General features: G+C 41.1%; 13 protein-coding genes. 7 read left to right on the forward strand and 6 right to left on the reverse strand.

The features are described 5' to 3' along the window. Positions 1-177: 177 nt before the first annotated feature. Positions 178-540, forward strand: a complete 363-nt coding sequence (locus ACWXWT_RS16490; protein WP_456042667.1) for a calcium-binding protein — start codon at positions 178-180, stop codon at positions 538-540. Positions 541-1,279: 739 nt separating this feature from the next. Here the strand turns inward: ACWXWT_RS16490 and ACWXWT_RS16495 are convergent. The 5 genes from ACWXWT_RS16495 to ACWXWT_RS16515 form a co-directional block, all read right to left on the reverse strand. Then, positions 1,280-3,346, reverse strand: a complete 2,067-nt coding sequence (locus tag ACWXWT_RS16495) for a M13 family metallopeptidase (RefSeq protein ID WP_456042668.1) — start codon at positions 3,344-3,346, stop codon at positions 1,280-1,282. A gap of 516 nt (positions 3,347-3,862) precedes the next feature. Continuing rightward, entirely contained in the window at positions 3,863-4,447 is a 585-nt protein-coding gene (locus tag ACWXWT_RS16500; RefSeq protein WP_456042669.1) for a PqiC family protein, read from the reverse strand. A gap of 19 nt (positions 4,448-4,466) precedes the next feature. Further along, positions 4,467-5,450 carry an MlaD family protein gene (locus tag ACWXWT_RS16505; RefSeq protein WP_456042670.1) on the reverse strand — a complete coding sequence of 328 codons (984 nt, stop codon included), beginning with the start codon at positions 5,448-5,450 and terminating at the stop codon, positions 4,467-4,469. Then, entirely contained in the window at positions 5,447-6,211 is a 765-nt protein-coding gene (locus tag ACWXWT_RS16510) for an ABC transporter ATP-binding protein (protein WP_456042671.1), read from the reverse strand. Before ACWXWT_RS16510 ends, ACWXWT_RS16505 begins: the two co-directional genes overlap by 4 nt. Positions 6,212-6,213: 2 nt before the next feature. Continuing rightward, the gene (locus tag ACWXWT_RS16515; protein WP_456042672.1) at positions 6,214-7,326 is read right to left on the reverse strand and encodes an MlaE family ABC transporter permease; all 1,113 of its coding nucleotides are present in this window, start codon (positions 7,324-7,326) and stop codon (positions 6,214-6,216) included. A 576-nt stretch (positions 7,327-7,902) separates the two neighbouring features. Here ACWXWT_RS16515 and ACWXWT_RS16520 point away from each other — a divergent pair. The 4 genes from ACWXWT_RS16520 (at position 7,903) to ACWXWT_RS16535 (ending at position 10,956) form a co-directional block, all read left to right on the forward strand. After that, complete coding sequence (locus ACWXWT_RS16520) at positions 7,903-8,319, forward strand: LexA family protein (RefSeq protein WP_456042673.1); 417 nt, start codon at positions 7,903-7,905, stop codon at positions 8,317-8,319. A gap of 2 nt (positions 8,320-8,321) precedes the next feature. Then, a complete protein-coding gene (locus ACWXWT_RS16525; protein ID WP_456042674.1) occupies positions 8,322-9,578 on the forward strand; it encodes a Y-family DNA polymerase in 1,257 nt (418 codons plus the stop codon). A gap of 548 nt (positions 9,579-10,126) precedes the next feature. Next, positions 10,127-10,420 (forward strand): DUF134 domain-containing protein, encoded by a 294-nt coding sequence (locus ACWXWT_RS16530; RefSeq protein WP_456042675.1) that lies wholly within the window; start codon positions 10,127-10,129, stop codon positions 10,418-10,420. Beyond that, positions 10,417-10,956 carry a NifB/NifX family molybdenum-iron cluster-binding protein gene (locus tag ACWXWT_RS16535; RefSeq protein ID WP_456042676.1) on the forward strand — a complete coding sequence of 180 codons (540 nt, stop codon included), beginning with the start codon at positions 10,417-10,419 and terminating at the stop codon, positions 10,954-10,956. Before ACWXWT_RS16530 ends, ACWXWT_RS16535 begins: the two co-directional genes overlap by 4 nt. 256 nt (positions 10,957-11,212) lie before the next feature. Here the strand turns inward: ACWXWT_RS16535 and ACWXWT_RS16540 are convergent, their stop codons facing one another. Beyond that, complete coding sequence (locus ACWXWT_RS16540) at positions 11,213-12,523, reverse strand: sigma-54 interaction domain-containing protein (protein ID WP_456042677.1); 1,311 nt, start codon at positions 12,521-12,523, stop codon at positions 11,213-11,215. A gap of 258 nt (positions 12,524-12,781) precedes the next feature. Here ACWXWT_RS16540 and ACWXWT_RS16545 point away from each other — a divergent pair, with 258 nt between their 5' ends. Further along, positions 12,782-14,068 (forward strand): NAD(P)/FAD-dependent oxidoreductase, encoded by a 1,287-nt coding sequence (locus ACWXWT_RS16545; RefSeq protein WP_456042678.1) that lies wholly within the window; start codon positions 12,782-12,784, stop codon positions 14,066-14,068. Further along, positions 14,068-14,706, forward strand: a complete 639-nt coding sequence (locus tag ACWXWT_RS16550) for a Tll0287-like domain-containing protein (RefSeq protein WP_456042679.1) — start codon at positions 14,068-14,070, stop codon at positions 14,704-14,706. The genes ACWXWT_RS16545 and ACWXWT_RS16550 overlap by 1 nt, the downstream gene beginning before the upstream one ends. The last annotated feature ends 129 nt before the right edge of the window (positions 14,707-14,835 follow it).

Raw genomic sequence — 14,835 nt, forward strand, 5'->3', positions numbered from 1 at the left:
CCAAAGCGACAGCTTCTTTTTTAAAATCATCTGGATATTGTTTATTTATTCGTTTAGTCATATTCACCTCAATAATGGCATTATTATATTCCTTTATTGAAGTGTCCGGCTAATTCAACCACAACATATGACACTGGGGCAACTAATACGGATGTATTGTCTTTTGGTCCGGGAATCTTGAGTTCACAAGTCAGTGCTTCCCGGCTTGAAGATGACTTAGTTCTTAAAGTCAATGGCACAGAAGATCAAGTCACTGTTGAAGGCTATTTTATTAATAATGGCAATAGTGATTACAGTCTAGCTTCGATTACTTTTGAAGATGGCACAAGCTGGAATATGGATGATGTAACACAATTGACTGTGGTGCCTGCCAGTCTTAATCGTGATGCAAGTCCACTGTATTCTGATAATTCATCACTTGATTTTTCACTTAATTTATTTGTACAGGCGTATACCACGCTTGACGGCGATGAGGGTGAGGAAATAGGTGACTTTAAAAACAATCGAGTTAATCAACTGCCAATAATCGAACATTATTGATAAAGAACTGTAAAATATAAATTTAATACCCATGTACATTTAATTGTCATGGATATTTTTATATTTAATCTGAGATCTGCTTAAGCGATTACCAAAGTATTGCTCGATCCGGTGGCTTGAGGGCATGCAAAGATAGGAAGTTGAAGTTGTTAAATTCCCATTGGCAGTCAGCTATTAAGATGCTGCAGGATTTAATTATGTGACTCGGTCAACTAAATTAGTGAGGATCCCTAAGGGGCGGAGCGAATTAGAACTTGCGGATAAGTTAAGATACTTTTCCTAATCTATGTCAAGTCAATTAGACTCAATGATCTAAAACGTTTCTGTCCATAAATGAGTCCGCAGCCTTACTTGAAAATAGTTAAATTCAACTCTGAACTTGAGGCCGTTGAAGACTCTTTATAAAAGAATATGTGAGCTGGCTCTGGACGGCCAGTGTATCTAAAAAACTGCTTCGGACTTATTTATAAAAATACAAAGTTTCTCTACGGTAAAAATTTATCAAGAGAAAATTGTTAATCTCCTTGAAAAGTGTTCATACGATATTAGCAGTAACTGATTAATCAATCCGAATGTTTGTCTAGGTCTTTACTCGCTATTACCCACAAGGTTGCTGATATTATTTTAGGTGTTGGCATAGATAGTGATAAAAATGCCCGTCAGTTAACTGACGAGCATTTTTGTGTCGGATGCTTTTTTGCAATCAAGGCACATTATTGCAGCTATTTACGCACTAAAGCTACCAAATACGTACGCGCTGATCTTCTGGTAAATACAACTTATCACCAGGCTTAACATCAAAGGCTTTATACCAAGCATCGTGATTACGCGGGGCGAGGGCACGGTAACGACCTGGTGCATGAGTGCCTGCACGTAACTGAGTTAACATACTTTGTTCGGTACGTTTTTCTTTCCACACTTGAGCCCAAGCTAAAAAGAAACGTTGATCGCCAGTAACGCCATCTATCACCGGGGCTTCTTTACCGTTTAAGCTTAATTTGTAAGCATGGTATGCCATTGATAAACCGCCAACATCGCCAATGTTTTCTCCGAGACTGTTGCGGCCGTTAACAAAGTTTTCAGGAATAGGTTCATATTGGTTATATTGCGCAGCGAGCTTATCGGCTTTAGCATCAAATGCGGCACGATCTTCATCTGTCCACCAGTTACGCTGAATGCCGTTCGCGTCTGACTTAGAACCTTGATCATCAAAACCATGGCCCATTTCGTGACCAATTACGGCACCGATACTGCCATAGTTAACCGCAGCATCGGCGTTAGGGTCAAAAAAGGGCGGTTGCAAAATAGCAGCAGGAAAGACAATTTCATTAAACGAGCTGTTGTAATAGGCATTGACCGTTTGCGGTGTCATCCCCCAACGATTACGGTCCGTTTTTTCCAGCTCTTTTGCTACGCTATCGGCTTGGAAGTATTGGCGTAGATTCTTAATATCACCCACTAAATCATTTTTAGTGAGGGTTAAGCCATCAAATTGTTGCCACACATCAGGGTAGCCAATTTTAGGATTAAATGCTGCTAACTTAGCATGGGCATTGACCTTGGTTTCTGCGCCCATCCAATCTAAACCATCAATGCGTTGACCTAATGCTGTGCGCAGGTTCTTAACTAACTCTGCCATCTTTTGCTTAGACGACTCAGGGAAATAACGCGACACATACACTTTACCAATAGCGAAACCGAGAGATTGAGTTCCTGACATTTCTTCCACGGCACGTTTCCAGCGTGGACGAGGTTGCTCTTGTCCAGTAAGTTCTTTGCCAAAAAAAGCAAAATGAGTATTAAAAATATCTTCTGACAATAACCCTGCATTATTACTAATGGTGTGGAAGGTTAAATAGTCCTGCCACACAGTGAGTGGTTGTTGGTTAATTAAGCCTATCATTGCTTTAACCGGTTCTGGCTGCGAAATATTTAGTTTCGGCACTTGGTAACCTGTTTGTGCAAAATAGAGATCCCAATCAAATCCTGGATATTGCTGAGCAAGATCTTCTCGTTTGATTTGGTTTAAGGTTAAATCACGGTCACGGCGCTTTTCTCTTGGCCATTGTGCCTGTGCAATTTTTGTTTCCAGAGCTAAAATGCTTTGAGCACGTTTTTCACCGTCGTTTATACCAGCAAAAGCGAGCATGTTAGCGATATGCTCAACATAAGCCTTACGGATATTAACGAAACGCTCACTGTCTTCGAGGTAATACGAGCGATCTGGTAGGCCTAAACCACCAGCACCAATAGTCATTTCATATTGATCTGGATCTAAACGATTAAACCACATGCCACCCCAAATGGGTGATGATGTGCCTGTAAGCCATGCTTCACCAAATACTTTGGTTAAATCTTGAGTTGTGCTAATCGCAGCAATTTGCTCTAAGGTGTCTTTAATTGGCGTGATACCTAACTTATTAATGGTGTCGGTATCAATATAGGCATGATAAAAATTAGCAATAAGTTGTTCTTCGGCCGTTAAGTCGGTACGACTGGCAATATCGTCGATAATGGCTTTAACTTGATTTTCACTTCGCTCAGCTAAAGCATTAAATGCACCGTAACGAGTTTTGTCAGCAGGCATAACAAAGTTGTCATACCAAGTACCACTTGCGTACATAAAGAAGTCATCGCCTGGTTTAACGGCTTCATTGCGCGCGGTTAAATCCACCCCAAAAGTACCTAACTCAGCTTTAGCCGTAGATGAACGGACGGTTGCCGCTTTTGTGTTATGTATATCCGACACGCCACAACCGTTTAGCAGTGCCGCTGTTAATCCAATCGCAATTAAGGATTTGTTCATTGTTATCGTGTTCCTTATGTTGTTATACCAATCCCATTAAATATCTGGTCAGTTCAGAGTCTCTCAGTTTTTTCAATTCAAGGCACATTGATGTAGAAATGGTTGTTGCCTTTTAAATCGATGTAACACAGAAGTGGAGTACCTGAGAGGCTCCATTCTGGCGGATTTCAAAGTCCTTTATGCTTCGTTAGATGCTTTCAAAATAGAATCACTATTCGCTTCAATCATCTGCCTTGCCTACAGCACTTTGAACTCCCGCTGAAAGATCACATATTTAATAGGATTGGTATTATTTGCAGGTTATATTGAAAGAGTGACAGTAATAGTCAACTGTTCAATTGTTAGCAAATTTTAGTCAACATAATATTAGGTCAAAATGTAACGTAAGGGCATTGATATGTAAGATTGATAAACCAGAGGTGTTATTTTGTGCAACCAATGCTTAATGCAGCACCATTTAGCTTTTGTTTCTATTTATTTTTTACCACCTCAATGCTGTGTCCACTAATGAGTTATTTAATCTGGCAGTTGCTGTAGCGAGTGGTCAATATCCTTAGCTAACTGAGCTAATAAATTACTGTATGCTTTGACTAACTCCGCAGCAGTAGAGCCAGCCTTTGTTACCGCAATGAAATTTTGTGTTGCCAATATTTGTTTTGTAGGATTGTTTATGAGCTGCCAATTAACATTTAGCTTTGCAACCTTGCTATCTTTATTGAGAGTAATAACCTTGATTTTTATACTATATTGAGGACTATTTATTGCTTGCCACGGAAACAGTACAATATTTCGACGGTGATCGTTTTGGCTTAAGTTAATGGCCATAACGCGGCCAATACCTTGTTCTAATGGCTCAGCCCAATAACTATTGCTTATTCTCTGCAAGCTACCATCTTCAAGCTGATATACCATTTGAGTAAAATTAAGATACTCAGCCACGCCGACAGGCCCTAGACCAATATTACGCTGCAATGGGGTACTGCTGGGCAGCATTTGAGAGGGTATGGCTGTTAGTACAAAGTATTGTTTAGTTGGTGAGCTTTGGCAGCCGCTAATGAGGCTAAGCACAATGAAAAAAATCCCCCAATAAACTGATCGCATTCCATATTTTTCCATAACATTATTCTCCCGATGGTATGGTCTTCTTGCCACGAATGATGGCTTCTGGTTGCTCATCCAAGGTTTCACTTAAACTGCGCAATGCCCGAGCGGTCCGGTGAATTTCTTCCAATGTATTTGTTAATTCAATTAATAATGGTGAATTGGGATTGAGCACATCACCAGTCTGAGTTGTCAGTTGATTAACATTGACTAAAGTATCGCGTAATGCGGCCAAACTGTGATTGAGTGACGCAACCAGCTTGGGTTCATCTTTATTTAGCTGTGCAAGTAAACTTTCGAGTTTTGCCAGTACTTCTGTACTATTTTTACCCAATGTTGCTTGTGTTCTATCAATATTAACGGCGGTATTTTTTACGGCTGTTGCGGCACGGTCAAAATTATCTAACGCTTGCTGTATTTTACCACTGGCCGCAATGTCACTGAGCTTTTGCGCTAAATTATCAATATTGGAAACTAAACTTTTGAGGTTCAACGACTGTAAGTCTTTTGACAGCGATTCAAAATCATTAGCAATGGTCGGCAATTCCAATAATGCGTTTTTTTCATCATGAAACATTGCCGATGTACCAGGATAGAAATCTAACTCAACATAAAGTAACCCCGTTAATAAACTGAGATAATTCAATTGGGCCCGTAAACCGTTATCAATGGCGTGTGAAAAAAACTCTTCGCCAACTTGAGTGCCTTTTAGATTGATACGTTTTAGCAGTAAATCGGCATGTACAGCAGCAGTAACACCTTGGCTATTATCATTAGGGAAATCGATATTAATATCACTTATTTCACCTATTATCACCCCTTTTAACTTGACCGGCGCACCCACTTGAAGCCCCTGTACTGAGTTGTTGAAGTACATGACTACAGGCGCTTTTTCGGCAAAAATCCGTCCTCCAGAAAAGAATAACAGAGCAATAAATACTAATACAATGGCACCCAATATAAAGGCCCCAATAGCAAGAGGAAGTCGCTGGCTTTTACTCATATTATCTCCAACTTTTCAGCACGGTTGAGAAATTGACGGACTCTAGGTTGGCTACTGTTACGTTTTAATTCTCTTGGATCACCGCAGTCGAGCATCGTATTGGTTTGGTTATCCAAAAATACACATCGGGTCCCGATTGACAATATGCTGGGCAGTTCGTGAGACACAATGATCACTGTCGAGTCTAATGCTTGGCAAATCTGTACGATTAACTGATCTAAACGCATGGAGCTAATGGGATCTAAGCCCGCTGATGGCTCATCAAAAAATAACAGTTGAGGATCAAGTGCAATCGCTCGTGCCAATCCTGCGCGTTTGTGCATACCGCCACTTAATTCCGCTGGATAAAACTGCTCAAACCCAGCTAAACCAACTAATGCGAGTTTATAGGCAACGGCTTCTTCAATCTGTCGTTCAGAAAGGTCGGTATACAGTTGCAGAGGCAATGCGACGTTTTCGGCAAGCGACATACTCGAGAATAACGCCCCTGTTTGAAAGGTGATGCCCCAATCTTTCAGCATGGCTACCTGTGCATCTTCATCTGCTTCATAAAAATTGTGACCTTGATAAAGAACTTCGCCTTTAAGTGGCGGTAACAGTCCCACCATTGACTTAAGTAAGGTCGTTTTGCCGCAACCACTGCCACCAATGACAAAAAAGATATCATTCTTGTTAATCTCGAAATTCAGTTGTCGTTGTACCTCGGTACTACCGTAGCCAACGGAAAGGTTACGAACACTGATAAAGGCATCATCAATCATGATTAGATCCCTAGTTTATCGTACAAAATATTAAGCGCAGCGTCAGACACCACGAGAAAGACTATTGCTCTAACCACTGCATTGGTTGTGGCAACCCCCACTGCGTTAGAGTCTCGACCACAAAGCAGTCCAGCTTGGCAACCTGCAATGGCAATTAAAAAACCAAAAACAACGCTTTTTATTAATCCCGTTGAGATATCCACCCAATCTATCGCGACCTGAGTTTGCAAAATATATTGGGTGTAACTTACCCCCATCCCATTCGCCACAATTGCGCCACCGAGCATGCCGATCACATCGGAGTAAATACACATCAGCGGCATAATAAATACTAATGCTAATAAACGTGGTAACACTAAAAATTCCATAGTAGAAATACCCATTACCCGCAATGCATCAATCTCTTCATTCACTTGCATAGTGCCTAATTGCGCAGCGTAAGCCGCTCCAGTTCTACCTGCCATAATAACGCCTGTCATCAGGGCTCCCATTTCACGAACCATCCCGATAGCCACTAAATTTGCCACATACACTTGGGCACCTAATTGGCGTAGCTGTACCGAACCTAAATAGGCCAAAATCATTCCCACTAACAGACTAATTAAGGTGACAATACCCAGTCCTTTGGGACCAGCCTGTTCGATAAAAAATACAATATCACTGCGGCGAGTTCTGGCATTTCCTCTTAACCAACGGCCCAGTGCTAATGTACTATTGCCAACAAACACGAGTCCATCGTGAACCTGTAAACCTTGTTTAATCAATCCTTGCCGTAATGTCAGCCATATTCCGCCAATGGCATCATCATTTGTCGCTTGATAAACGGCCACATCAGTAGAGAGTTGCATGAGTTGCTGTAAACTTTCAGGGGAATCTTGTAGGTTTAACGACAGTTTTTCTTTTTCACACCAAAGAGATAATTGTAATAAGGCAATGGCGAGACTTGAGTCCCACTGTAACAATTCAGTGGTAACTAACGTAACAGAGCGGCAATCCTTGGGGAGGGCGGTACAAATATCTGCCCCTAGCGGTGCTAGACCCAATTGCCAATCACCTGCGATATTCAGTAAGCAGTTGTCATCGTGCATGTCGATATGAAATGTTGCGAGTGTCATACTAGACCCCGAGCAAAAGTAGAAAGACTGCTATTGGTTTATGGCGTACATCGATTAGGTTAATTCTTATACTGATCATTAGTGTAGACTAATCATCCACATTGTAATTTGACCTTGAACAAATTATTTCATTAACAATTAAGTCATTACTTGCATGTATTAGGAATATTAATCACCGTTCAGCAATATCGACTTGTGAATCGAACCGCTTTCAAACGTGGTTTCAGCTGGAACATATTCACGTGTTAGCTCATTTACTGCATCGTTCCTCCCTTACAGCCCTTATCGAAGACAGCATTGAACACGAAAGATTACTCGAGCCTATTAAAGCAAACTACGTCCAAAGTGCTGTAGGCACGACAGGTGATTGAAGCCAAGAGTGATGCTCGGTAACAAGTTCCTGCGCTGTGAACAGATATTTAATAAGATTGGCATTACAGCCAGATAAACGCTCCCACAGTCGACCCATAATCGAAACCTGTCGTGTTTACCGTGAATAAACTTGCGCCAACAAAATTTAGCGCTAATATATACTGTTAATTTATACAGTATTATGTAAATGTGCGAGGTGATTGTATGCGCGTAATTCCTATTGCGGCCAGAGCTGGTATTACCGGTTTTGAGTCGCCTGCCGCCGAGTATCTCCAATTAAAGTTAAGTCTTGATGATATGTTAGTTCAACATCCAAGTTCGACATTTATTGGCTTAGCTCAAGGAGAGTCGATGCAAGGAGTCGGAATATTTGATGGTGATTTATTGATTGTCGATCGGTATGAAACAGCTAAAAGTGGTGACGTCATAGTGGCTAATTTTAATGGTGAGTTTGTGTGTAAAATTCTCGATATGCCGCGCAGAATGTTAGTGTCGTCAAATGAGCTGCATTTGCCTATTACTATCTGTGATCATGACGATTTTAGTATCGAAGGCGTTGTCACTCGCTCAATTCGTTGTCATCGTCAAAGCCCACTATTTATTAGCCAAAAATGTAGGTGAAAATGTTTGCCTTAGTCGATGCTAATGCTTTTTATTGCAGTGCGGAACAGGTGTTTCGTCCTGACTGGCGTGGTAAACCTGTTATTGTATTGAGCAACAACGATGGTTGTATTGTGGCGGCTAATAGACAAGCAAAATTGGCCGGTATTGAAAAGTTTTTACCTTATTTTCAGGTAAAAGCGTTATGCGCTCAGCGCAATGTCATAGTCTGCTCATCTAATTATGAGCTCTATGCCGATTTGTCGACAAAAATGATGGCAATAATAGGACGTTTTGCTCCCGAGCAACATGTGTACTCTATCGATGAAAGTTTTCTGTCTTTTAAACACAGTTATCCCGCAATTAAATGTTTATATACCCAAGGTCAACTCATACGCCGAGCGGTATGGAAAGAAGCACGTTTACCTGTTTGTGTTGGCATAGGCGAAACCTTAACGTTGGCTAAGGTAGCCAATCACGCTGCTAAAAATATCCAAGGATACCAAGGTGTTTGCGTAATAGCGACCACACAGCAACGCACAGATATTTTACGCCAGCTTGCTGTTGGCGACGTATGGGGAATAGGCAAACGTATTAGTAAAAAGCTCGAGTTAATGAATATTCGCAGTGCATTTGATCTTGCCTCTATGCCGCCCAGATTGGCGAGAAAACAGTTTTCCATTGATATTGAACATACGGTTCGCGAACTAAATGGTCATATTTGTAAACAATGGGATCAGGCGAGGGCAGATAAAAAGCAAATCTTCTCTACCCGCAGTGTTGGTGAACGTATTACCGACTATGAATCACTACTACAAGCATTAAGTAAACATATTGCCATAGCAGCACTTAAAGCACGCCAGCAAGGCACACATTGCAAAACCATGTTGTTGTTTGCCAGTAATTCGCCCCATGACAATCGGCCAATGAGCGAGAAAGTGATTGTACATTTTCCATGTCCAACCCATTGTACCGTTGAACTGACCAAAGCCATGACAGAAGCTGCGCCAAAACTGTTTCAACAAGGTGTGCGTTATTACAAAATCGGTGTGGGTTTGGTAGATTTAGCCAGCGAAAAGCATTTTCAGCTTGATTTATTCAGCCCCCCTAAAGTTAATGATGACTTAATGCATACATTAGATGGTATTAACCAGCGATATGGACGCGATACCGTGTTTCTTGCTGCGCAGGGAATACAGCAAAAGTGGGCCATGCGCCGAGATCTCCTTACTCCTCAATACTCCACCCAATGGAAATGTTTACCTGGAATAAAATGTTAATTGCCTAACATTCAATAACATTTGTAATTCCCTCCTACATATCAAGCACGTTTTATACCAATTCCATTAAATATCTGGTCAGTTCAGAGTCTCTCAGGTTTTTCAATTCAAGGCACATTGATGTAGAAATGGTTGTTGCCTTTTAAATCGATGTAACACAGAAGTGGAATACCTGAGAGACTCCATTCTGGCGGGTTTTAAAGTCCTTTATGCTTCGTTAGATGCTTTCAAAATACGGCTGCATGGTCTATTTTTTTCCATAAAAAATAACACATTCCCACCATCCATGGCGGTCAGATGCTGGAGGTAGAGTAACGCAGGAGCTTGTTACCGAGAACCACTATTCGCTTCAATCACCAGCCTTGCCTACAGCACTTTGAACTCCCGCTGAAAGATCACATATTTAATAGGATTGGTATTAGTTATTGGTTCATATAGAAATCAAATCTAGATAAACAATGCATCGATCACAAAATACAACTTTTAGTTGGCATATGCCAATTAATAGCGTATAAATAGCATATGCCAATTAAAATTGTGAGTTGATTATGTCAAGACCTAAGATTCAGCGAACAATTTGTGGGACTCCTGCAAAAAATTGTTTTAAACCCAATGGTATCCCTTTGGACAAACTTAAATACATTTCATTGGAGAGTGACGAGTTTGAAGCACTGCGTTTGGTTGACTTGTTAAAAATGCAACAACAACAAGCGGCTATTCAAATGGGCGTGTCGCGTCAAACATTAGCCAATGTACTAAAACTTGCACGTTTTAAATTAATAGACTGCTTAACGAATGGTAAAGCGTTGTTAATGCAAAATGCACATGAGGAAAAAAAATGATTACCGCCATACCTTTGAAAGATGAACATATTGCAAGTCACTTCAGTCGCGCTGACAGTGTCCTGATTATTAACGATCAAGGTCATGAGATCGGACGCTTTGCCAATCCGGCGTTAGCAGAAGGATGTGAAGGAAAACAGCAATTAGTCAGTTTAATACTGGCACATGGGGCCAATCGCGTGATTGTACGCAACATTGGCCAACAACTATTATCTAAATTATTAAGCCATCAACTGAGCGTATTTCATGCTAGAAATGGACGCACAGCAATAGAATATTTTGCTGCTGCTAATTTAGCCGACTGTGTTGAATTTACCGAGGCAAGTCAGGGGCGTCCGTCAATGAATCATATTGCTAAAAAAGCCAATGGTGGCTGTTGTAATCATGATCATGCCCACGGCGAGTCTGGCTGCCATAACCGTTCGGAAACTGCGACACACAAACGGTGTTGTGAGTCAGGACCTGAATTAACCACAGAAACCACGACAATGAAACGCTGTGGCAATAAAAAGCATTCGATGATGCAGCATTATTGATAAACCTGAATGAGGGATAACAAACGACTCTCAAACAGTCCTTTGTCTTGCTAATGGCGTGATGCCAGAAAACTTGCAGTAGACCCGCTATTGACGTGTCAATTCGCCTTGTTTAGTAAACAAATGATAAGTTTGAGAGTGTTAGATGATGGTTAGCATACCTTCATCTTTTACCCCAAGTTAACGGTAATAAAAATGGTGTTATGACAACGCATGGCATTTTTATGTGTTGTGGTCAGTGTTGACTCATAAAAAATTAGCTTAGTTTTAAACCATAGCGCTGTAATTTGCGATACAAAGTACGCACACTTACATTAAGTGTGATCGCTAATTCAGCCGGTGAACCTTGATATTGTTGGCATACCTGTGAAAGATAAATACGCTCCATGTCATCAAGAGTCATCAGTTCTGCTTTAGCTACCACGGTTTCATCTGCTAACCTGTGTTGCGGTAGCACGCTTTCGGGTAAGTCACTGCTGTGGATAATATCTTCATTGGCAATCAATGCCGATTGTTCAATGATATTTTTTAACTCGCGAATATTACCAGGAAAAGTATAACGGTTGAGTAAATTTAAAGCGCTGATCGAAAATTTTTTATGTTTGTACTCAGAATACTTTAGAAAATGTTTAACCAGCCCAGGAATGTCGTCATGACGCTCACGTAACGACGGTAAGTAAATGGGAAAACCTGCGATGCGATAGTATAAATCACGTCTAAACTCACCTTTTTCAACCAAGTCGAGTAAGTTTTTATGGCTTGCACTGACCAACCTAAAGTCCGAACGTTTTTGCTTTAAGCCACCGACAGCCCGATAGCATTGAGTTTCTAATAATCTAAGCAATTTTACTTGCATATTCATCGGCACATCGCCAATCTCATCAAAAAAAACGGTGCCACCATGAGCTATCTCAATCAGGCCTTTTTTGCTGGCCGTTGCGCCTGTAAAAGCGCCTTTTTCATAACCAAATAGCTCACTTTCAAATAGGTTCTCACTTAACCCAGTACATTCAATCACCACGAAGGGCTTATCTTTTCGGCTACTGGCTTGGTGCACCGCTTTGGCAACTAACTCTTTACCGGCACCTGTTTCACCTTGAAGCAGCACAGAAATTGTAGATTGAGACGCGCGATTAATCCTATTGAGCATTTGCTTAAAGGGTACAGACTGACCCACCATCGTGCCTTTTTTTGACTCTGTCGATGCATAATCAATCGCATCTAAAATCTCTAAAAAACCCAATACATTACCAACGTTATCTTTAATGGGTTTCATTAAAATATCGCAATATGACTTACCGTGCACAGTGCTATGAATATGCACCGCATTGGCCGCTCTTGTAGTGCTTTGACATTGTTGTAAAGGACATTCTTCACCATGCTTATCACAGGGTTCATCGCTATGGTGAGACACTTGGTGGCAGCGACTTGTACCCAATATGACATTGGTGTCATAGGTTTCTAAATAGGCTTGATTAACAGCATGGATAACATAATCTGGGGTAATGAATATGGCTGGTTTATCAATCGCGTTTATCATTGATTGCACAACGGTGGTGTTATTCATTTATCATTCTCACTTAATATACACATCCAGGTGATAGCTTATAGAATGACATAATTAACGCAATTAATGTCACAGTAATGCCATATTTGTCACTTGATAACCTAGCATGCACATTGTACAAACTGCAATATATTTTAAGCTGCTGATTATATGCAATTAAAGCATTTTAGTGTGATCTGGCACAAGCTTTGTATTGATCTTGTTATATGTCTCACGACCGTATTGAGTCGACGGAGATATTAATGGGGAGAATATACAATGGCTAAGATTGTTGTGCTTGGTGCAGGAACAGGTGGCATGCCTGCAGCCTATGAAATTAAGGATATATTAGGTAAAGAACATCAGGTGTTGATGGTAAATGAGCATGATAACTTTCGCTTTGTGCCATCTAACCCGTGGATTGCCGTGGGGTGGCGAGAGCCAGACGCAATATCAATTCCAATCGCGGAGCATTTTTCGAAAAAAGATATCGACTTCAAATGTGCTCGTGTTAGCCAAATTGACGCAGAAAAAAACCACCTGATCACCGCAGAAAATGAAGTCATTAGCTATGATTATTTAGTTGTGGCAACCGGGCCAAAATTGGCGTTTAACACCATACCAGGTTCGGGGCCTGAACATTTTACCCAGTCAATTTGTACGTTAGAGCATGCATTAACCTGCAAAGTTGATGTTGATAAACTGCTAGCCAACCCAGGTCCCGTTATCGTGGGAGCATTCCAAGGCGCCAGCTGTTTTGGCCCAGCGTATGAATATGCATTTATATTAGACAAAGTATTACGTGATGCCGGGATCAGAAACAAAGTTCCTATTCATTTTGTCACGAGTGAACCCTACATCGGCCATTTAGGTTTAGGTGGGGTAGGTGATTCAAAATCAATGCTTGAATCCGAACTGCGTCAACGAGATATCAAATGGATATGTAACGCCAGTGTCGACTATGTCGAACAGACCACCATGCATATTTCTGAAATCGATAGAAAAGGCAATGTTGATTTTTCACACTCCTTACCCTTTAACCACGCAATGTTAATTCCACCTTTTGCTGGTATTGATGCCGTAGCCAATGTCGACGGCCTCTGTAACGCAAAAGGGTTTGTCATAACGGATGAGCATCAAAGATCGCCCACATTTAACAATATTTTTGCAGGAGGGGTTTGTGTTGCTATTCCACCGGCGGAAACGACTCCAGTAGCAACAGGAATGCCTAAAACCGGTTATATGATTGAATCTATGATGACGGCCGTTGCTCATAACCTACACAGCATTATTGTTGAAAATGCGCCACCTAAAAGTAAAGGAACTTGGAATGCTATTTGTATTGCTGACATGGGTGACACAGGTGCCGTGTTTGTGGCAATGCCGCAAATAGCACCAAGGAATGTGTCTTGGTTTAAAAAAGGCAAATGGGCTCATTTGGCAAAAATAGGCTTCGAAAAATACTTTTTATTGAAAATGAAAACCGGCAGTAGTGAACCGATGTACGAGAAATATGCCCTGAAGTTAATGGGAATAACCCGACTTGAAGAAGAGGATGACGAATAATGAAGTTAATAACTACACAAAATAAAACAGTATTTAATAAGGGCAGAATCAGTGCATTATTCGTAGTTGCAGCCATAACTAGCGGTATTTGTCATGCCGAACCGTTAACTGAACAACAAGCGCTTGAGCAACAGGCCAATCAACGCATTGGCGCATTTAGCCAAGCATTAAAAGATCAACTACAAGCCGCTATTAAGCAAGGTGGGTTAACTCATGCTGTGACGGTATGTCATTCGGTCGCACCAGCCATTGCAGCCGAGAACGCAAAAGAGGGCTGGACACTCAAGCGAACCAGTTTACGCATGCGTAATCCACAAAATGCCCCAGATAAATGGGAGTTAAGCCAATTACAACAATTTGATCAGCTTAATGCATCAGGTCAGCAACCTGCAGATAAGCCAATAATAGCCAGTAAGTATATTGTTGAAAACGGCAAAACCCAGTTTAGATATATGAAAGCCATACCAACTCAACAGCTATGTTTAGGTTGCCATGGAAAAAATATTGAACCAGAAGTAAGCGCATTGATTAATAAAATGTATCCGAATGATAAAGCGATCAACTTTAGCCTAGGTGATATTCGCGGTGCATTTTCATTGCAAAAGGTGAGCTTTCAACCTGTTGATGCCTCTGAATAGTCATTATACCAATCCTATTAAATATGTGATCTTTCAGCGGGAGTTCAAAGTGCTGTAGGCAAGGCAGATGATTGAAGCGAATAGTGATCCTCGGTAACAAGCTCCTGCGTTACTCTACCTCCAGCATCT

Source organism: Shewanella sp. A22, assembly GCF_053850585.1.